Below are 19,937 nucleotides of genomic sequence, written 5' to 3'. Positions count from 1 at the left end.
CATGGTCTGGCATGATCTCCATTTCCAGAATGTCTACAGAAAGATTTGCAGCATACTCTGTGAGCAGCTCCTTCAGCCGGACGTCCACACCGTTAATTAATACTTTTTGTCTATACTTTGGACACCATACTACATGGTATTTACAGGAATAGACGACATTGTTGTTTGATTTATATGTTGTGTTCATATTTGTATTATACTATTGTTCATTAGTTAATACAATTACTATTTTGTCCATCTTCAATTACTTGCATAAATTCGATAGACGCGTCTTATATCCCCATAGCTGAAGCAAGGGGTTTTACGACGCATTGGATAATAATATCCTCTCCTTCATCACATAAACCCCGGCAACCCGGACAGCCAGCTATTCATGAACACTCTCATTTCATACGACTGTGTTCAGTATATATCTCTCATCAGAAGATAGCATAACACATTTACAAATAGTTATAAAATGAATAATGTAACTGTATTATATTAATATTGTTTATATTTTAACACAGCATAGCAACTCTTTAATACCGTCAAAAAGCAATATGCACTTTTTACATAACCACGAATATTACAAGTCTGCTTCTTCATATCGTTTCCTTATATCTCATCACATCCCCCCACCTGTCATCCCAGGCATCCAGTATTTATAATTTATACTCCGAATACAACTCCCGTCTCCTTTATCAGGCAGCCTGAAATTTTCGCTTTTCAAAGCTGAAGAAATTGTGAGGGGGAAAGCACTCAAAGTTGCGAAGCCCGCTTTTCCCCCTCACACTCCCCCTTTCCGGGCACGCAAATTGTTGTAGGTTGTGGAGATGTGTTCAGGTACTGGTGGGGCGATGGATGCTGCGGTATTGATTGTGTAACGTTGAGCCGATTCCTCTTTCTCCGGCCACAAGCAAACTTAGCCTTTCCTCCCAGCTATCCAGCGAAGCGCTGATAGCCCATCCCCTACCATCAAACCACAGGGAAACCCAGCCTTTCCTCCCAGCTATCCAGCGTAGCGCTGATAGCCCATCCAACTCCCGAGCAGCCACACTACCCTACCGCCCTGAAAAGCCAGCCCGTGAGGCGTGTGCTGCCTGTCGCCGGACTCTGCAGGAGGGGAGCTGATTCTTGGCTGGCGGAAATCTGCGTTGTTTTACAAAAGTCCGCTGTCTGAGCGGCTGCAAGACGCGAGTTCGGACTTTTGTAAAACGCTTTTAGCAGATTCCCGGCAGCCTAGAAGCCAGCCCCCGACGAAGCCCCGGCGGCAGGCAGCACACGCCTCACGGGCGTCCCTTTTCACCAAAAAAGCCGAACCAGCCACATCCCGCAGCCAGTTCAGCTCAACCCATACAACTACAAACTCACTCACCATCAACCCAGGCAAGCAGCTTCCCGGTAAAAACCCTATTAAAGAAATGGATCACCGGTCCCAGCCCAAAAGCCGTCACCAGTGTACCAATACCCACAACACCACCAGTCAGATAACAGATCAGCGCACAAAGCACATCATTAGACATCCTGTGCCAGAAATAAGGAATCTTCGGCCATCTCTCTGTCATGATCAGCGAAAGACTATCATAAGGCGCAACCCCCTCATCCGGCATCTGATACATCGACAGTCCCAGACAGCAGATCACAACACCCACACACAGTGCCACCAAACGTACCGGCAGCGCCACAAGCTCCAATCCAAAAACACCAGTATAAATATTATAAAAGAAAGTAGTAATATAAGCCAGACAAACCGCATTCACAACCGTACCGATCCCCAGGAACCTTCTGCCAAAAGCAATCTCAATAATCAGCAGCACAATATTTACAATCAGCTGGAAATTACCATACGCCATACCAATCATATCCGCAACCGCCATATTCATTCCACTGAACGGATCCGTTCCAAGCCCGGCAAGCTTGAAAATTCCAATCCCCATACCTGCAAAAACATTTCCGATACACATGATCAGAACATGCTTCCAGTTAATGTTCTTCAAAAAATCCCCCATAAACCTCATACCTCATCCTCTCTGAAAATATTGTCAGGCAGATATCCACGATCCACCTTCACTGCGCAAGATCCATACCAGATAATACCTTAATAACCAGCCTGCTGCAACGCTTATATTCTATCACATCCCCTCACCCCTGTAAAACACAAAAACCCCAAGAAACAACAAAAAGCAACAAAAAAAGACATCCTGCAGACCACATTATATGATCTGCCGGACATCTCTCTTTTTCATATCACGCTGTTAATTCAATTGCACAATCACCAGTCAATCCCGAAGCTCTCATGGCAGAGCCTCGTTATTCCAGATATCCCGAAAAATTTTTTCAATATCCAATATTATTTAATGAACTTAACCTCAGGATAAATTGCCTGCTTGGCAGCCTCTTTACGCTCATTAAATACAACCTTGTTCTCCTCAAACAGGTTACGTCCCTGTGCATCGATAGATACGATCAGCGGCCCAAATTCTTTAACCTTGTTGCACCATAAAGTCTCAGGCATTCCAAGCTCATCCCAGTGATGCTCAGCAATCTTCTCAACCTCTGTAGCAGCTACAACTGCACAGCCGGCCGGGAAAACACAGTGGATCGCACCGAACTCTTTGCAGGCACGCTCAGTGTTCGGACCCATACCACCCTTACCAACGATCACTCTGACACCAGTAAGCTTGGTAAACTCATACTCAAATTTCTCCATACGCATAGAGGTTGTCGGTCCTACAGAAACCATTTCATAATCATCCTCTGTACCCTCGATCTTGCGAACGATCGGGCCGGCATGGAAAATAGCTTTGTTGCGGATATCATACGGAAGCTCTCTTCCATACTCAACCAGACGACGGTGAGCAACGTCACGACAGGTCATCAGATCTCCGTCCAGCCATACAATATCACCGATTTTGATATCAGCCAGGTCTTCTGCGCTTACAGGTGTAATAAGAACTTTTTTATCTCCTCTGATTTCGATCATGATTTTTCCCTCCGTTTATATTATGCATTAAATTTCCATGTGGAATGAGTATCACAGGTTACTGTAAGATCCGGATTTACAACCAGATGTCCACGACGGTGGGACCAGCATCCAACATTTACTGCAACACCGATGGTAGATGGATGTCGTGCAGTATTCTCAATGTTAACACCCATTACAGAATACTTTCCGCCCATACCCTGCGGTCCAAGGCCGATGGCATTGATACCATCCTCGAGAAGCTTCTCCATTTTTGCTGCGTTTGCGTTATCGTTGTGAGAACCGATCGGACGCATCAGCGCTTTCTTGGAGTTCAGAGCAGCTGTCTCTACAGATGTTCCTACACCAACACCAACAAGAAGTGGAGGACACGCATTCAGTCCGTAGGTTGTCATCTGATCAAGAACGAAATCTGTAATACCTTCATATCCTGCCCCCGGCATCAGAACCATTGCTTTTCCCGGAAGGGTACATCCGCCGCCTGCCATGTATGCGTAGATCTCACATTTATCGCTGTTAGGAACAATATCCCACCATACAGTCGGGGTTCCTTTACCAACATTTTTCTTTGTATTGTACTCATCAAAAGTCTGAACTGAGTTATGTCTTAACGGTGCTGCAAAAGTAGCCTGGACAACGGCATCTTTCAGAAGTGCTTCCAGCTCATTGATATACGGAAAATTTGTTCCGCATTTCAGCCAGAACTGAAGAACACCTGTATCCTGACAGCTTGGGCGGTTCAGCTCTACAGCAAGTCCCTGGTTCTTTGTCATGGTCTCATAAAGAACCTTTGGAAGTGCAGCTGTTTCCTGTGATCCAAGCTCTTCAAGTTTATTAACTACGTCATCCGGTAATTTTTTTCCAATATGGGCAACAAAATCTGCTACCATGTCTGTCAATACTTTAACTCCATTTTCCTTAGTCATGATTTACCTCCTGATATGGTTCGATGGTTTAATGTTTTTTAGTTACATAGGTTTTTGTTGGTTGTTTCATCATTAATTTGGGCTGATTAATGGTTAAGATGGCTTTTTTTGGCTCATTTATCATTTCTCCTTCACTGTATGGTCAGTGCAGGAGGGAATGAACTTAATTAAAAGTGTTGCTGTCACAAAGTGAACAGTAACTCAAAAGTTTCTCTCCTTACGGATAGAACGGAAACAGGATCGGCAACAGAATCATACAGATCACAAAGGATACCAGGATCAGCGGCAGACCGGATTTCACATAGTCCTTGAATTTGTATCCTCCAAGACCGACTACCATGGTGTTTGCCGGCATACCGATCGGTGTTGCATATGCACAGGAACCTGCGATAACAGTTGCGATAACAACGGCTCTCGGATCTGCTCCGAGGTTGTTTGCAAGAGATACCGCAATTGGAATCATCAGTGCTGTGGTTGCTGTATTTGACATGAAATTTGTCAGCACACAGGTTACAATAAAAATCACCAGAAGAAGAAGGATCGGACTCGGATCTGCTCCAAGAAGTCCTACGATCTTATCTGCGATCAGTTCTCCGGCTCCGGTTGTATCCAATGCTTTTGCAAGTGTCAGAGAACCGCCGAAAAGAAATACAACCTTCAGGTCAATGGACTTCAGTGCGTCTTTCTCGGAAATAACTCCTGTCAGAACCAGGAGGATCGCTCCGATACATGCGGAAACCTCAATGCTGATGCCGATCTCTTTCTCAAAGATCATTGCAAGGATCACAAGAATCAGTACTATCAGGGAAACGGTCTGTTTCCACTTCGGTACATGACTGAAATCCTGCTGATCTTCAAGAACTGCACCGGATGCATTTTTTCCATCCGGAAGGAATTTATATCCGATAAGGACAAAGTAAAGGATTCCGATCAGAAGCATCGGAACTCCAACCGGCGCATACATAAAGAAGCTTGTGGAAAGCCCCATCTCCTGAAGTGCATTCACACCCATCAGGTTTCCGGGTGCACCGATAATAGAAAGGTTTCCACCAAGTGCTGCGGCAAATACCAGCGGCATCAGAAGACGGCTTCTGGAATAGCCGGACTCATCGGCGATTCCACAAACTACCGGGATCAGCACTGCTGCAGTACCTGTATTGGATAAGAATCCGGACATTACACCTACGATCACCATGATCGCAATGATCAGTGTTTTTTCTGTTCTGGCAAATTTCGTGACCAGTCCTCCGATCTTATTTGCCATTCCTGTTTCGAACAATGCCTGGCCTACTACAAACATGCCAACGCAAAGGATTACGTTACTGTTTACATACTGTGAAAATGTTGTTGTTGCATCCACAACTCCTGTGAGTGTCAGACCGATGGCACAGATTGAAGCAGTCAGTCCAAGAGGAATTTTTTCAAGGATGAAACTGATAATGGTGAACACAAGAAACAGCAATGTTATAGTTGTCTGAGACATTTCTGTACTCTCCTTCCATTTGGTTTTTTCCTGAAAAGTATAGGCCGTACACGTTTCTTTTGATGATTTTATTATAGCTTGTGTACATACAAAAAAACAAATTAATGAAACATATATCCGCATAAAAAATATTTATAGTATCAGTTTTTAATGATAATTTTTGTACATTACTAATATAAAATCAGCGTATCAGCAAATGAATCTGGCAAATATTATATTTCTATGCTATTTTTATGTAGACACCCAAATACTCTGTCACATCTTTTCCGGACGGAAATGAAAAACTTTACTAAAAAATTTAATCTGACAATTCATCGAGAGAAGGTTTATCATGACACTGAATCAACTACGCTATTTCTGCACAGCCAGCCGCTGCCACAGCATCACAAAGGCAGCCGAAGAATTATATGTGACCCAGCCCACCATTTCCATGGCTATCCGCGATCTGGAGATTGAATTCGGGATCAGTCTTTTTTCCAGAAAAGGAAATCAGCTGAGTCTGACCCAGGAGGGAGAGTCCTTCTACAAAAAAGCTACCTATATCCTTCAATATTGTAATGAGCTTCAGGCCGATTACTCCAGCATGTCCAGGATAAAACCCCCTCTTCGCATCGGGATCCCTCCCATGCTGAGTACCGTATTTTTTCCGGAGCTGCTTACGGCGTTTCACGAAAAGCACCCGGAAATTGCCGTAGTACTGGAAGAATACGGATCTGTCCGTGCCTGCAATCTGGTACAGGATGACACCCTGGATGTAGCTTTGGTCAATATGGAACAGTATAATATAGATAAATTTCACAACACCGTCCTGGCCAACGACCAGGTGGTTTTCTGTGTGAGCAACGACCACAGGCTGGCAGAAAAAAAATCAGTCACAACAAAAGATATGGCGAAAGAGCAGCTGATCTTTTTCAATGCTGACTCCGTCCAGAATCAGATCCTGAAAATGCGTTTTGAGATGGATGGCCACACACCCAATATCGTTATGCGGAGCAGCCAGATCTACACCACCCTACAATTTGTAAAAACCGGAAAATATGGCTGCTTTCTCTACTCCAGCATGACCGATAACTTTTCCACTTCCAATGTTACCGGTATCCCGCTCAATCCACCTGTCCGCATAAAAATCGGCATGGTATGGAAAAAAAGCAAATATATCAGCGGCGATATGCTGACATTTCTGCATTTCACCCGCATGTATTACAAAGAACATCCGCTGATAGAAAAGTAAATCCCAAAACTTCCAATTATATGTCGATTAATTTTTCTAATAAATGCATTTTTTTTTTAAAAACCATTGAAATCCATCAATTCATGTGATACTCTGTGTTACAGTGTTTTTCTACACAGAACGAATGACCGCCACCACCGTACACAAAAAAGGATCCGGGCATCATTCAAAAATAAAAAAACTCAGGAGAGTCTCTTCAAATCAAAAGGGAAGAGCGCCGAAGGTGTACGCAGCACACAAAATGCTGTAAATCTCTCAGGCAAAAGGATGGAGGAAAGAGTAATGTTTACACAAATCAACAACTTTATCACATGGTTTGACGGAGTCGTTTGGGGACTTCCGCTGATCATTCTGATCCTGTTCACAGGAATTCTGTTAACCACTCGGTTAGGTCTTTTACAGGTAAGGCACCTCGGAAAGGCACTGAAATTCATGGTAAAAAATGAAGAAGGCGGCGATGGTGAGGTCACAAGCTTCGGAGCTCTGTGTACTGCGCTTTCAGCAACCATCGGAACCGGAAATATCGTAGGTGTCGCAACTGCTATCGCAGCCGGCGGACCAGGAGCACTTTTCTGGATGATCGTAGCCGCATTCTTCGGAATGGCAACCAAATACGCAGAAGGACTTCTGGCGATCAAGTACCGTACCATTGACAAAGAAGGCCACGTTCTCGGCGGACCTTTCTACTACATTGAAAACGGTATGGGAAAACAGTGGAGATGGCTTGCCAAGATCTTCGCATTTTTCGGAGCAGGTGTGGGACTTTTCGGTATCGGAACCTTTACACAGGTAAACGGTATCTCATCTGCAGTTACCAATTTCTTTGACCCGGATAAAGCACACACAGTAGCACTTTTCGGAAATACATATTCCTGGGCAACTGTAGTTGCATGTCTGATACTTACCGTATGTGTAGGACTTGTCGTTCTCGGCGGAATCCAGAGAATCGCAAAGGTATCCCAGGTCGTTGTACCGTTTATGGCAGTTCTCTATGTTGCACTGGCACTGATCATCGTGATCACAAACATCACTGCAGTACCTGCAGCGATCGTAACTATCGTAAAATCTGCTTTCACAGGAAGCGCACTTGCAGGTGGCGCAATGGGAACCATGGTCGTAGCTATGCAGAAGGGTATCGCCCGCGGTATCTTCTCCAATGAGTCCGGTCTTGGTAGTGCCCCGATCGCAGCTGCCGCAGCTCAGACAAAGGAGCCGGTACGTCAGGGTCTTGTATCCATGACAGGTACATTCATTGATACTATCGTGATCTGTACAATGACAGGTCTTTCCATCGTCATTACAGAAACATGGAACACAGGTCTTGAGGGTGTTGCCATCACAACAGCCGCATTCCAGAAAGGACTTCCTTTCCCGCCGGTTGTAGCATCCTTCTCACTGATGCTGTGCCTGGTATTCTTTGCATTCACAACAATCCTCGGATGGGATTACTACGGTGAAAGATGTCTGGAATACCTGTTCAACAGAAACAAAGCCGCAGTTACAACATACCGCTGGCTGTACATCATCTGCGTATTCATCGGACCATATATGACTGTAGCAGCTGTATGGAACATCGCAGATATCTTCAATGCCCTGATGGCATTCCCGAACCTGATCGCTCTTCTTGCCCTGAGCGGTGTGGTTGTAAAGGAAACTAAGGATTTCTTCAAAAGACATAAAAATTACGAATTCTGATCCCAAATATCGTAATCAAATGTAAACACACGCAAACCCGTGATGATCCCCTAATATCATACAAAAAAAAGACGCGAACCTTTTTATCCTCCGATAAAAGGCCGCGTCTTTTTTATTTAAAAGCTTTCTATGCCAGCGTCAGGATCTCCATCTGCTGTGTCAGATCCGCTGCATCCAGAATCTCTCCATTTCGGATATCTTTCTTATCAAGCCGGACACACATTTCCTCTCCATCTGTCATATGGAAAAAATTATCCTCCAAAGTAACATCCGCATCAGTAAATCCAATAGCTGTAAACGGGCTGAAGCAGCTGCTTTTTAAATGGATCACAAATGCATCACCTTGCTCCTCCACCTCGGCAGTGATCTCCGGTTTATCCAGCTCCAGATATTTATACGGAACAAGGGTCTCCACATCACAGAGCACACCTCCGTCAGCAAGTGTCACTTCCGCCTCAAGAAAGATCTCATACTTCTTGTCTTCCCATCCGGAAACATCCACCGTCAGGATCGGAGCGGACTCCTGCACACCCACAGTGCCCGTTCCGGTAAGCTTCTCAAGAATCTCGCATTCCATATTTTTCACATAAAAGGCAACCTGATATGACTGTGCGTCCATACTTTCATTTGCCAGATACACCTGCATGATATCCCCATCCATGCACATACTCACCGCCTGTGGCCCATAGAATTTTTTTGCCATATAATGAAGTGCCTTCCAACGGCCAAAGTAGTCGATACTTGCCCAGGATGCCACCGGCCAGTTGTCATTGATCTGCCAGTAAAGGGTACCCATACAGCGGCCTCTGTGACGTCTCCAGTGGTCTACTCCATACTTCATGGCCATTCCCTGAAGGATCTGGCTCACATAGAGAAGCTTGCGGAAATTCTCCGGATAACGGAAATTCTCGGAAAGATAATACAGGATCTTTCCGTTAGCTGCAGGATTTTTCTGGTGGTTCTCCATCACCCTGGAAAAAATATTCCTGTCTTTCTCTTCCGTAAAGCTCTCCACAGTTTTCAGGCACGGAAAAGACTGGAAGCCAAACTCCGAGCAGAAACGAAAATAATGCTTCTGATAATCTGTAAAAGGCTTCTGACCATGCCATACATCCCAGTAGTGACAGTCTCCTCTGTTCTCATCGTCCGGATCATCAAAGCAGCCTCCGGAGCCTGGGGAAGACTGCCAGAAAAAGGTCTCGCTGTCTGCCGCCCTCACTGCTTTCGGAATCACATACTCAAACATTTTTATGTAGTCCGCACGGAGATATTTCGACTCACTCTGTACCTCCGGCCAGTGATCCCAGGCAGACTCCATCTCATTGTTTCCGCACCACAGGCCAAGGGATGCATGATGACGGAGACGTTTTACATTTTCCGTGATCTCCTTCGTGATATTATCTTCAAATTCTTCTGTAAGATCATAAACATTACATGCGAACATCAGATCCTGCCATACGATCAGTCCCATCTCATCACAAAGATCATAGAAATGATCCGAAGGATAATAACCGCCGCCCCACACACGGACACAGTTAAAATTGGCACGTTTGCAGGATTCCAGAAGATACTTCTGGACCTCCGGTGTGATCCTGGAATAGATGCAGTCCTCCGGAATATAATTTCCCCCCATGGCAAAAATTTTCACGCCATTGACACAGAACGCGAACTCTTTTCCCCAGAGATCTTTTTCCTGGCTGATGGTAAGGGTACGGAGACCGATGCGCTTCGTTATGGTTTCCAGAACTGTGCCATACTCGTCCAGAAGTTCCACCTGAACTTTATATAACGGCTGATCGCCGTAGCCGTTTGGCCACCAGAGCTTCGGGTTGTGGATCGAGGATGTCAGCACTGCTGGATTATTATTCGCTGATACAGTCTCCCCCACTTTGCATACATGGGCTTCCGTTTTTCGGTCGTTAGCACCTGTTCTATGTCCACAGACGCTCTCTGCATCCTCCTGGATCGTCACCCTCACCTGACACTTATCCACAGCATCTCCGCTTACAGCCACAGTTGTACACACATCCACAGCATTATCCCCATGCACCTGTGTGATCTTCACATCCTCAATTCTCGGATGACTGTATGCTTCCAGATAAATATCCCGAAAAATCCCGGCATCAATGGTCTGGGGGCCCCAGTCCCATCCAAACATACAATGAGCCTTCCGGATCAGCTGGTTTCCTTTCATTCCACCGCAGGGAACATAGTGGATCTCTTTATTATCTTCATACTCATAAGCTTCGATATACTTGAATACCGACCGGAATACGATCCGGATCTGATTCTCCCCGGAATGAAGAAATTCTTTCACATCCAGCTTCCAGGTACGATGCATGTTATCTGCAGATCCGGCTTTTTGCCCATTGATATAAATATCTGCAAGAGTATCCAGCCCCTCACAGACCAGAATTATTTTTTCTTCTTTCAGGATATCCTCTGCAGCCACAAATGTTCTGCTGAATTCATAATCCTTCCGGAACAGTTCCCTTGTCACATCCTCATTTGTCCGGTAAAAAGGATCTTCGATCTTCCCGGCACCATAGAGCCCGGAAAGCACAGATCCCGGAACCTGTACCTCACATAATCTGTCATTTCCTGCTTCCGCCAGCTCCCACTGGCCATTTAACATTATTTTCCTCATAAAATATACCTTCTCCTGTAAAAATCCCCTTCGCACGATCTTATATACAGGGCTGTTGTATCAGCCGTACTGTATTTTATTTATAGCCTTCCCCCATAATTCCGGTAATTCTCAATATAATCCAGGATCTCCTCCGGGTCTTTCATGAACCGGCACATACCCACAACATCTCTGGACATAAATTTTTCCCCGGCTGTGTATTCCAGGAGTGCCTGCATGCTGTCGTAATATCCCTGAATATTATAAAGAACGATCGGCCTGTCGATCCGTCCCAGACTCTTCAATGTCAGAATTTCAAAAAACTCCTCATAAGTACCAATTCCCCCAGGTACCACGATAGTCGCATCCGAGCGGCTTTCCAGCAGGTGCTTCCTCTCACGCATATTTTCAGTAAAAATGAACTCTGTACAATGCTCATACAACACTCCCGGCTGGTCAAAAAATCTCGGTGCGATACCCAGGATATAGCCTTTTTCTCTGTCAACACCCCGGGCTGCCGCCCCCATCAGCCCCTCTTTTCCACCTCCGAAAACAAGGCCGTGTCCTCGCTTTCCCATCAGCTGTCCCAGCTCTTCCGTTTTCTCATAATAGATCTTTTTCAGCTCTGCGCTGGACGCTCCATAGATACAAATATTCATGCTTCCGTCTCCTTCCCTGCTGCCTCCACAAATGCCCGGAGAAGCTTCAGCTGTTCTGAAGAATCATACATCATCTCCGGATGCCACTGCACAGCTACTGCAAATGGATGATCTTCAAGCTCCATAGCCTCCGCCACCTGGTCCTCGGACCAGGCTGTGATCCGCACATTCTTCCCGGCATCTTTTATTGCCTGATGATGAAAAGAGTTCACCCGGATGTCCCATGTTCCATAGATTTTCTCCAGCTTACAGTCTCCGGCAATCTTCACTCCATGCCACGCTACATTTCTTGGATACTTATCCCCGAAATGATGTTCAAAACCGCCCTCTTTTTCCAGATCCTGATATAAGGTTCCGCCACAGGCCACATTCATGATCTGAATGCCACGGCAGATCCCGAGGATCGGCTTTTTCTTTTCCACCATAAAATATCTGGAAATCGCAATGTCCTGCTCATCCCTCATTGGCATAATTGTTCCGCAATACCCCTTTGGAAAGGCACCATACCTCTCCGGACCCACATCATGCCCGCCGGAAATCAGCATCCCATCCAGCTGATCCAGAAAAGGCTTCGCAGCCTCCAGATCTCCATACTGCGGGATCAGCACGGGAATTGCTCCTGCCTTCTCCAGAATATACACATAATCACCACTGACAAAATCCCAGTCCTGCCCGGTGATTCCCATACCGGAAACCATTCCAACAGCATCCCTGTAGTCAAAATTACAAGTGATACCGATCACAGGTTTTCTTTCCCTCATCCTTCTCCTCTTTCCATCAAAAAATGATCATTTGTCTCTGAATATAACTTTTGCCGGCCTCTGCACATGATACTGGCAAAGACCGGCTTTCCGTCATTTCCGATACATCTGGAGTGCATCCGGAAATGCCTGTTATTTTATTATAATCTGACATACACATGGGGTCAAGCAATTGCCGCTGCCTGAAGCTCCCGTTTTATTATACGAGAACTTTTTCTACTGCGTTTTTCCATCCGCTGTATTTCTGGTTTCTTTCCTGCGGATTCATGGAGGGGATGAACTGATTGCGGTTCTTCACCTCGAAAATGCTCTCCATCTATAATTTAGGACTGATCAGTCATACAAGCCATTCTGCTCAAAATCTCTAAACAGGCTGGCTTCTCCATCATCAGCAAATGCATCTGCATCCCCCTGATCGGAATCATCCTGTCCTCCCTGGATATCTGGGATATCTGTATCCTGGGAATCCTGGGACGTGCTATCCTCAGAGCTGTCCTTGCTATCCTTGCTGGAACTGTCATCCTTACCAAGTTTTACAGTAAGTGTCTTCTCCTTATATTCATTACCATCCAGAACTGCAACCGTCACATCGATCTTTTCCTTCGGCTCATAATACTGAAGCAGCTCAACCAGCTGATCGATACTGGTGATCGTTTTACCATCAAACTCTGTAATGACCATATTCTTGGTAATACCTGCATCATCGGCAGGGCCTCCCTCGGTTACCTCCGAAACAAATACACCCTGCGGGATACCATAAATCTGTACTGCCTCCGTACTTACTGTACTGCCTGTGATACCAAGGATACCATGATTATCCACTTTATCTCTTGCCTTGGCATTCATCATGTTCTCAAGAGAATCCGCAACATCAGAAATTGCAATGGCATAACCCATACCTTCAACCTCAGTAGAAGCAAGCTTGGAAGAGTTAATACCAACAACCTCACCATCCATATTCAGAAGCGCACCGCCACTGTTACCGGGATTGATAGCCGCATCTGTCTGGATCAGATTCACGCCCTTGTTGATACTGCTGCTGTTATCTGTAGAATCACCAGACTCGATCTGGCCTGATGCATCTGTCGTACGGTTCTTTGCACTGACAATACCGGTAGTAACAGACTGGCCATAGCCAAGTGCATTACCAATGGCAACAACCTGCTCACCGATCTTCAGATCATCAGAGCTTCCGATCTTTGCAACAGAAATTGCATCCATTGTATCATCCGAAACATCCTTCGTTGCAACAGAAACAACTGCAAGATCCTCGTTTTCATCAAAGCCCTTTACCGTAGCCTCATAAGCATTACCATCTGTAAAGGCAACTGACAAGGTATCGGCACCATCCACAACATGATAGTTTGTGGCAATCAGCAACTCAGAATCTGTTTTTCCGATGATAATACCGGAACCGCTTCCTTCAACTTCCTGCTCCTGGCTCGGCGCATACTGGGAACCAAACATGCTGTAATAATCCTGAACCTCCTGAACGGACTTGGTTGTGATGGCAACTACAGAAGGCATTGCCTCCTCAGCAACATCTGATACATCCAGACTGCCCTTTGTATCGGAGGATTTTGTAGCCTCTGTATCTTCGCTGTCTTTATTTGATTTTTTATCAGACTTCATAAGAGTCAGATTCTCGGAGCTGTCGGTTGCCGCCTGTACGGACTGTGCACCGGAGAAATAATTTATACCTTCATATGCACCAACTCCAATGCCGCCGGCAAGTACTGCACACAGGCTGATGGTTGCACCCTTTTTCATCATTTTCTTTATTTTTAATTTTCTGTTGTTGTTCATGGTTAAGTCCTCCCTGGGAAAAAATTCTTCTCTGTTTCCTTTTGATGCTTCAAAGTATATGGGTTAATTGTGTTTACTTTGTGGGAAAAATGTGTTTTATTTGTTAAAACTTTTCACTGTCATCACAACTACAAACCACGCAACCTCAAGAAGAACGATCATTCCACCTGGTTTCAGTCCGGCATAATAGGAAAGAAACAGTCCGGCAATGGTGGTACATACCGCCACGATAATTGCACAGATCAGTGTACCCTTATAGCTTTTTGCCATCTGCATCCCACACGCCACCGGAACTACCAGCATGGAGGAAACGATCAGGGTCCCTACTGTACGGGACGCAATGGAAACTGTCAGAGCCGTCAGAATAGTAAAAAGAAAATTAATATTCCGCACGGAAACACCGGAGATCCTTGCCGCATTTTCATCAAATCCGATATAAAACAGTTCCCTGTAAAAAAACAGCACTGCTGCCAGTACCAGCACACTGATCACAACTACCAGCGCCAGCTCTCCTTCACTGATGGACACAATACTTCCGAACAAAAAGCTGTTCAGACTGGCACCGTTTTCCACAAAGCCGGACAGCACACCGGCCAGTCCGATCCCGGCAGACATGACGATGGAGATCGCCACCTCCGAATAACGCGGGATTTTTTTGCGGATAGCCTCAATTCCAAGAGCAGCTACGATGCACATCACTACTGCACCGGCTACCGGATTCACTCCAAGTATCAGTCCCAGCACAACACCGGCCAGTGAAGAATGGGAAAGCGCATCTCCGATCATGGACATCCGTTTCAGAACAATGGTGATCCCAATGCAGGGCGTGATCACAGCCAGAAGGATTCCCACCAGAAAAGCCCTCTGCATAAATCCATACTGTAAAATACTCATACTTCGTCGATCCTCCCCTCTTCCGCTTTAAAGAACCGGTTTGCTCCTTTAAACTCACCGGAATTTCCATGAGTAACCATAAGGATCGTCAGCCCCTGTTCCTCATTCCGCTTCCTCAGAACTTCTGCAAGTGTTTTCACAGAAACCATATCCATTCCTGTGGTAGGCTCATCCAGGATCAGGATCTTCGGTTTTCCTGCCAGTGCACGTGCCAGCATAACCCTCTGCTGCTGTCCTCCGGAAAGATCTCCGATCCTTCTTTTCCAGAACTCTTCCATTTCCATTTCCGCAAGTGCGGCTTTCAAACGCGGGATCTCTTTTTTTGCCCGGAAACGTGCCTTCCAGGAAGAGGAATACACACCTGTCATCATGATCTCTTCCACAGTCGCCGGAAAATTCTGGTTTCTGCTGATACTGTTCTGTGGAACATATCCCAGATCTCCCTTTCCGAATGTGGCAGAAATATCTTTTCCATTTACAGTGATACTTCCCTCCTGCGCCTTCAGTTCGCCCAAAAGAAGCTTCAGAAATGTACTTTTTCCACTTCCGTTTTCACCGGTAAGGATGGCATAATCGCCATCCTTCACCTCCAGGTTCACCTGATCCAGCACAGGTGTCCCTGTATAGTGAAACGAAAGATTTTCTATCAAAATTCCCATAATTTCTCCTTTTTTGTTACAGCTGCTGTCCTGCACCTTCAGTTCAATGCCTTCCTGAGTGCCTCCAGATTCTTCCTCATCACAGAAAAATAATCCTCTCCGGCCTCGATATCCTCCTCACTTAATCCCTCGATCGGATTCAGCACAGCAGTCACCGCATCCACTTCCTTCGCCACTGTCTTCGCCACCTTGGGACTTGCCAGCTCCTCAAAAAATATGGTATGGATGTCGTATTTTTTCGCATACTCGATCACTTCCTGCATCTTGGCAGGATCAGGCTCTGAATCCGGTGTCAGCCCTTCGATAGCCAGCTGCTTCAGATCATAGGCATTGCACAGATATCCAAAAGCCTCATGCGCCACTATGATATCCCGGCTCTTCGTACCATTCAGACCATCTTTGAACTCCTGATCCAGCTCATCAAATTCACCGGCATATTTCTCATAATTTGCTTCATAATAATCACCGTTCCCAGGATCAGCCTTTACCAAAGCATCCCTGATATTCTTCATTTCCTGCTTTGCACGCATAGAATCAAGCCAGACATGCGGATCTTTTCCTTCATCACCATGAGCATGATCATGTCCTCCATCCAGAAGCTCCACACCATCCGATGCCTCAGACACAACCAGATCCTGATTCTCCAGAGTATCCAGTACATCCTCCGCCCAGTGCTCCAGATCTGCACCATTATAGACAAACACATCTGCATCCTCAAGATTCCGGATATCCGTTGCCGCCGGCTCCCAGTCATGAGGCTCCGTTCCCGCCGGAACCATATCCTTTACCTGGATCCTGTCGCCCCCTACCTTCCGGGCAAAATCATACATGGGATAAAAGCTGGCCATCACCTTCAATCGGCCATCCTCCACAAATGGCTGTCCCACCGTTCCGGCCCTGTGCAAACCATATCCGGTCACACCGCCCACAACAAGAAGCGTCACCGCCAGAACTGCTGCCGCTGTCATCTTCCCTCTGTTAACATTCATTTTTTTAGCCTCCTGCAGCTGTCACAATATCCATAAAAGATCGTCCGGCTCTGATCGATCTCAAATCCGTGTTCATCCAGCACATGTCCCACAAAATGATCGATACATCCACACTGCAGAGGAATCGTATGCCCACATTCCAGACACACAAGCTTACCATAATTCTTCCGCTCCTCATCACGTATAAAACGATACTGGGCAGGCGCTCCCTCCACAGACGGAACCTTCAGCACCGCTCCCTCCTTCTGCAGCCGCTCCAGTCCTCTGTATACCGTTGTCCTTCCGATCTGGATCTCTTTTCCACGAAGGAGCTCCATAAACTGATCTATGGTATAAAATGTATCTCCATATTCCTGCAGGCATTCCAGAATTATTTTCTGCTGCCTGGTGCTGTATTTCATTTTTTCTTCCATTATATTTCCTACTCTCTTCTATCAACTGCACCTTACATGGCAGATTTGAATTTGAAAACCGTTTTCATATTACATTCAAATAAGAATTTCGTCAAGATATTTTTGAAGGGAAATAATTTTTGGTATGTTCTTATAAAAGCACTTTATCTCTACCTTCTTTTATGATAAAATATAACCAAGACTTAACCAATAGAAAGAAGGTAGACCTCTATGAAATCACAGCGACTGGACATGATCGAAGAATATGTACTGGAGCATAAGAACGCTTCTCTCGATACATTATGTGAGAAATTCAACGTATCCAAAAACACCATCAGAAGAGATGTCGATATCCTTCTGAAACGTGGCAGTATCATGAAAGTATATGGCGGTGTCGCAGCACTCGAAACTCCACAGACTCTTCCCCTTCTGTCTTACGAAGAGCGTGGCGGACGTTTTCCTGGCGAAAAGAAAGAAATCTGCCGCCGTGCCGCAGAGCTTGTGGCAGAAGACGATACCATCTATATCGATACAGGTACAACCTGCCTGAACCTGGTTGATTTTATTGCAGATAAGCACTGTACGATCCTGACCAACAGCCTGCTTATCTTCAACAAGGCAGCATCCTATCCGAATCTGGATATCATTTCCGTTCCCGGAAAGCTGAACCGCAAGACCCTGTCCTTCACAGGACCGGATATCAATGATTATCTGCAGACCTACAACATTTCCATGGCTTTTATGGCCTGCACAGGTGTAACCATGAAGAGCGGACTTACCAATGCCAGCGCCGAGGAATACATCACCAAAAAAGCCATCGCAGAGAATGCCAACAGCATGATCCTTCTTGCAGACCATTCCAAATTCGGCCGGATCTCTCTTATGACCTATTCTTCCATGGAAAAGCTGGACGCCATCGTAACCGACCAGCCACTTCCTGAAGAATACGACAACTTCTGCCAGGAGCACGGCATCCGTGTTATGACGATCGATTAAATCGGATATTGGCCCTAAAAAACGGTGCATCTGCCGGAAATTCAGCAGATGCACCGTTTTTGAATATGCTCATTTCATTAGAGGATTTTATCTGAAAGGCAGATCTTACCCGATCTGCCTTTCAGTGTCATAAATTTATTTATGAAGCTTTCTTAAGCCTCAGTACTTCCTTCCCATGTGCCGACCTTTCTCTTTCCGGCAGCTTCATCGAACCAGTGTGTTGTAACTGTTTTTGCTCTTGTGAAGAAACGATAGCCGTCTTTTCCGAGAACGTGCAGATCACCAAAGAAGGAATCCTTGTTTCCGGAGAATGGGAAGTATGCTGTCGGAACCGGGATACCTACATTGATTCCTACCATACCGCCATCTGTCTCCATAGCGAATTTACGGCTGTAATATCCGCTCTGTGTAAAGATACAGGAACCATTTGCAAATGGATTGGCATTCATGACTGCGATGCCTTCCTCGTAATCCTTTACTCGTTTGATACAGGTTACCGGTCCGAAGATCTCACGGTTTCCAACTGTCATCTCAGGTGTTACATGATCAAGAATTGTCGGTCCTACGAAGAATCCGTTCTCATATCCCGGAACTACTACATTACGTCCGTCAAGTACAAGCTCCGCACCCTCATCGATACCCTTCTGGATCCAATTGCAGATCTTCTCCTTATGGCCTGCATTTACAACCGGGCCGAGATCGGTATCTTCATCATATGCACAGCCAAGCTTCATAGCCTCTGCTTTTTTCTTAAGAAGTGAAACAAATTCGTCTGCGATACTATCCTGTACGCATACAACCGGAAGAGCCATACATCTCATACCTGCGCATCCGTATGTAGAGTTGATGATCGCATTAACAGTAGCCTCAAGGTTGCAGTCCTCAAGTACAAGTGCATGGTTCTTTGCCTCACACTGTGCTTGAACTCGTTTGCCATGAGCTGCTGCTTTGGAATATACCTGTTTACCAACACCTGTTGTTCCTACGAATGTAACAGCCTTTACTCTCTCATCTGTAAGAAGGATATCAGCCTCTACACGGCTGCAAGTCACAAGGTTTACAACACCCTTCGGGAATCCGCCCTCTGTATAGAAGAGCTCCATGATCCTCATAGCTGTAAGTGGTGTCTGGGAGCTTGCTTTCAGTACTACTGTATTTCCACATGCAATGGAAAGCGGAACCATCCAGCCCCATGGGATCATTGCCGGGAAGTTCATCGGAACAATACCAGCAGTTACTCCAAGTGGTTTGCGATATGTAGCTGTATCATATCCTGTAGTTACCTGCATTGCAGCATCACCCTGGATCATTGTCGGAAGTGCACATGCCTCTTCTGTAGGCTCAATTGCTTTCTGAACATCTCCTCTTGCCTCTTTGATGTTCTTTCCGAGCTCTTTTGCACAAAGTACGGAAAGCTCTTCCTTATGAGCATAAAGAACATCTCTCCATCTGAACATATACTGCTGTCTCTTTGCAAGAGAAAGTGAGGACCATTCCGGGAATGCAGCCTGTGCGGAAGCGATCGCCTCTTCTACCTCATCCGGTGTACAGCAGGGAACCTGCGCGATCACCTCACCTGTACTGGAATCTGTAACATCCATGTATTTCTCTGCCTTTGACTCTTTCCACTCACCGTTTACACAGTAACCCATTTTTTTGATCTCAGCCATTTTAAGATACTCCTTTCGTGCTTACCTTTTTATTCTTAACTTCATAAAATTTTTAGTCATTCTCGTTTTGTTCTGGTCACATATTATCATTTATTTTTAATTTTGTCAATATAGTATGGTTATATTTTGAGTATATTTTTCAAAATTATGTGTTAATTTATTCACATTTCATGGTATTCCATGTTCCC

17 protein-coding genes and 1 riboswitch are annotated in these 19,937 nt (G+C 45.5%); of the genes, 3 read left to right on the top strand and 14 right to left on the bottom strand.

Annotated elements, in window-relative coordinates; translation table 11 throughout:
* The 5 genes from tnpA to ACTNDQ_RS11495 all read right to left on the bottom strand — a co-directional run.
* On the bottom strand, positions 1-187 hold a 187-nt coding region (gene tnpA, locus ACTNDQ_RS11515), incomplete at its 3' end, for an IS200/IS605 family transposase (RefSeq protein WP_441064646.1).
* A 1,159-nt stretch (positions 188-1,346) separates the two neighbouring features.
* Complete coding sequence (locus tag ACTNDQ_RS11510) at positions 1,347-1,988, bottom strand: YczE/YyaS/YitT family protein (protein WP_015526420.1); 642 nt, start codon at positions 1,986-1,988, stop codon at positions 1,347-1,349.
* A 341-nt stretch (positions 1,989-2,329) separates the two neighbouring features.
* Entirely contained in the window at positions 2,330-2,962 is a 633-nt protein-coding gene (ttdB, locus tag ACTNDQ_RS11505; protein WP_015526421.1) for a L(+)-tartrate dehydratase subunit beta, read from the bottom strand.
* Positions 2,963-2,982: 20 nt separating this feature from the next.
* A complete protein-coding gene (gene ttdA, locus ACTNDQ_RS11500; protein ID WP_173746530.1) occupies positions 2,983-3,888 on the bottom strand; it encodes a L(+)-tartrate dehydratase subunit alpha in 906 nt (301 codons plus the stop codon).
* A 217-nt stretch (positions 3,889-4,105) separates the two neighbouring features.
* A complete protein-coding gene (locus ACTNDQ_RS11495) occupies positions 4,106-5,371 on the bottom strand; it encodes an SLC13 family permease (RefSeq protein ID WP_174088100.1) in 1,266 nt (421 codons plus the stop codon).
* Positions 5,372-5,702: 331 nt separating this feature from the next.
* On the opposite strand from ACTNDQ_RS11495, the gene ACTNDQ_RS11490 reads away from it, so the two are divergent.
* Both ACTNDQ_RS11490 and ACTNDQ_RS11485 read left to right on the top strand, forming a co-directional pair.
* Positions 5,703-6,602: a LysR family transcriptional regulator gene (locus tag ACTNDQ_RS11490; protein ID WP_022427019.1), complete on the top strand. Its 900-nt coding sequence runs from the start codon at positions 5,703-5,705 to the stop codon at positions 6,600-6,602.
* Positions 6,603-6,775: 173 nt separating this feature from the next.
* Positions 6,776-6,883, top strand: a riboswitch (glycine riboswitch).
* Between the two features lies 1 nt (position 6,884).
* The gene (locus ACTNDQ_RS11485; RefSeq protein ID WP_022427018.1) at positions 6,885-8,297 is read left to right on the top strand and encodes an alanine/glycine:cation symporter family protein; all 1,413 of its coding nucleotides are present in this window, start codon (positions 6,885-6,887) and stop codon (positions 8,295-8,297) included.
* Positions 8,298-8,424: 127 nt separating this feature from the next.
* Here the strand turns inward: ACTNDQ_RS11485 and ACTNDQ_RS11480 are convergent, their stop codons facing one another.
* The 8 genes from ACTNDQ_RS11480 to ACTNDQ_RS11445 all read right to left on the bottom strand — a co-directional run bounded on the left by ACTNDQ_RS11480 (position 8,425) and on the right by ACTNDQ_RS11445 (position 17,104).
* Positions 8,425-10,944, bottom strand: a complete 2,520-nt coding sequence (locus tag ACTNDQ_RS11480; RefSeq protein ID WP_278795191.1) for a beta-mannosidase — start codon at positions 10,942-10,944, stop codon at positions 8,425-8,427.
* 80 nt (positions 10,945-11,024) lie between these two features.
* A complete protein-coding gene (locus ACTNDQ_RS11475) occupies positions 11,025-11,582 on the bottom strand; it encodes a TIGR00730 family Rossman fold protein (protein WP_015526428.1) in 558 nt (185 codons plus the stop codon).
* On the bottom strand, positions 11,579-12,343 hold the full coding sequence (locus tag ACTNDQ_RS11470; RefSeq protein ID WP_441064645.1) for a gamma-glutamyl-gamma-aminobutyrate hydrolase family protein: 765 nt from the start codon (positions 12,341-12,343) through the stop codon (positions 11,579-11,581). The genes ACTNDQ_RS11475 and ACTNDQ_RS11470 overlap by 4 nt, the downstream gene beginning before the upstream one ends.
* A gap of 333 nt (positions 12,344-12,676) precedes the next feature.
* A complete protein-coding gene (locus tag ACTNDQ_RS11465) occupies positions 12,677-14,149 on the bottom strand; it encodes a S1C family serine protease (protein WP_441064644.1) in 1,473 nt (490 codons plus the stop codon).
* Positions 14,150-14,245: 96 nt separating this feature from the next.
* Positions 14,246-15,043 (bottom strand): metal ABC transporter permease, encoded by a 798-nt coding sequence (locus ACTNDQ_RS11460; RefSeq protein ID WP_015526431.1) that lies wholly within the window; start codon positions 15,041-15,043, stop codon positions 14,246-14,248.
* Positions 15,040-15,702, bottom strand: coding sequence for a metal ABC transporter ATP-binding protein (locus tag ACTNDQ_RS11455; RefSeq protein ID WP_015526432.1), 663 nt, complete (start codon positions 15,700-15,702; stop codon positions 15,040-15,042). The genes ACTNDQ_RS11460 and ACTNDQ_RS11455 overlap by 4 nt, the downstream gene beginning before the upstream one ends.
* Before the next feature lie 38 nt (positions 15,703-15,740).
* Positions 15,741-16,670, bottom strand: a complete 930-nt coding sequence (locus ACTNDQ_RS11450; protein WP_441064647.1) for a metal ABC transporter substrate-binding protein — start codon at positions 16,668-16,670, stop codon at positions 15,741-15,743.
* Positions 16,671-16,687: 17 nt separating this feature from the next.
* A complete protein-coding gene (locus ACTNDQ_RS11445) occupies positions 16,688-17,104 on the bottom strand; it encodes a Fur family transcriptional regulator (RefSeq protein WP_015526434.1) in 417 nt (138 codons plus the stop codon).
* Positions 17,105-17,314: 210 nt separating this feature from the next.
* Between ACTNDQ_RS11445 and ACTNDQ_RS11440 the strand changes: the two genes are divergently transcribed.
* Positions 17,315-18,079, top strand: coding sequence for a DeoR/GlpR family DNA-binding transcription regulator (locus ACTNDQ_RS11440; RefSeq protein ID WP_278795200.1), 765 nt, complete (start codon positions 17,315-17,317; stop codon positions 18,077-18,079).
* 152 nt (positions 18,080-18,231) lie between these two features.
* Here the strand turns inward: ACTNDQ_RS11440 and ACTNDQ_RS11435 are convergent, their stop codons facing one another.
* Positions 18,232-19,749 (bottom strand): CoA-acylating methylmalonate-semialdehyde dehydrogenase, encoded by a 1,518-nt coding sequence (locus ACTNDQ_RS11435; protein WP_021651218.1) that lies wholly within the window; start codon positions 19,747-19,749, stop codon positions 18,232-18,234.
* Positions 19,750-19,937 lie beyond the last annotated feature (188 nt).

It is taken from the genome of Blautia massiliensis (ex Liu et al. 2021), assembly GCF_052064225.1.
Taxonomy (GTDB): Bacteria; Bacillota; Clostridia; order Lachnospirales; family Lachnospiraceae; genus Blautia_A; species Blautia_A fusiformis.
This window is presented reverse-complemented; position numbering and strand designations above follow the sequence as displayed.

Excerpts from the sequence above, each read along its gene's own strand:
- ACTNDQ_RS11510 (WP_015526420.1), bottom strand. The coding sequence starts at position 1,988 with ATGGGGGATTTTTTGAAGAACATTAACTGGAAGCATGTTCTGATCATG.
- ttdB (WP_015526421.1), bottom strand. The coding sequence starts at position 2,962 with ATGATCGAAATCAGAGGAGATAAAAAAGTTCTTATTACACCTGTAAGC.
- ttdA (WP_173746530.1), bottom strand. The coding sequence starts at position 3,888 with ATGACTAAGGAAAATGGAGTTAAAGTATTGACAGACATGGTAGCAGAT.
- ACTNDQ_RS11495 (WP_174088100.1), bottom strand. The coding sequence starts at position 5,371 with ATGTCTCAGACAACTATAACATTGCTGTTTCTTGTGTTCACCATTATC.
- ACTNDQ_RS11490 (WP_022427019.1), top strand. The coding sequence starts at position 5,703 with ATGACACTGAATCAACTACGCTATTTCTGCACAGCCAGCCGCTGCCAC.
- ACTNDQ_RS11485 (WP_022427018.1), top strand. The coding sequence starts at position 6,885 with ATGTTTACACAAATCAACAACTTTATCACATGGTTTGACGGAGTCGTT.
- ACTNDQ_RS11480 (WP_278795191.1), bottom strand. The coding sequence starts at position 10,944 with ATGAGGAAAATAATGTTAAATGGCCAGTGGGAGCTGGCGGAAGCAGGA.
- ACTNDQ_RS11475 (WP_015526428.1), bottom strand. The coding sequence starts at position 11,582 with ATGAATATTTGTATCTATGGAGCGTCCAGCGCAGAGCTGAAAAAGATC.
- ACTNDQ_RS11470 (WP_441064645.1), bottom strand. The coding sequence starts at position 12,343 with ATGAGGGAAAGAAAACCTGTGATCGGTATCACTTGTAATTTTGACTAC.
- ACTNDQ_RS11465 (WP_441064644.1), bottom strand. The coding sequence starts at position 14,149 with ATGAACAACAACAGAAAATTAAAAATAAAGAAAATGATGAAAAAGGGT.
- ACTNDQ_RS11460 (WP_015526431.1), bottom strand. The coding sequence starts at position 15,043 with ATGAGTATTTTACAGTATGGATTTATGCAGAGGGCTTTTCTGGTGGGA.
- ACTNDQ_RS11455 (WP_015526432.1), bottom strand. The coding sequence starts at position 15,702 with ATGGGAATTTTGATAGAAAATCTTTCGTTTCACTATACAGGGACACCT.
- ACTNDQ_RS11450 (WP_441064647.1), bottom strand. The coding sequence starts at position 16,670 with ATGACAGCGGCAGCAGTTCTGGCGGTGACGCTTCTTGTTGTGGGCGGT.
- ACTNDQ_RS11445 (WP_015526434.1), bottom strand. The coding sequence starts at position 17,104 with ATGGAAGAAAAAATGAAATACAGCACCAGGCAGCAGAAAATAATTCTG.
- ACTNDQ_RS11440 (WP_278795200.1), top strand. The coding sequence starts at position 17,315 with ATGAAATCACAGCGACTGGACATGATCGAAGAATATGTACTGGAGCAT.
- ACTNDQ_RS11435 (WP_021651218.1), bottom strand. The coding sequence starts at position 19,749 with ATGGCTGAGATCAAAAAAATGGGTTACTGTGTAAACGGTGAGTGGAAA.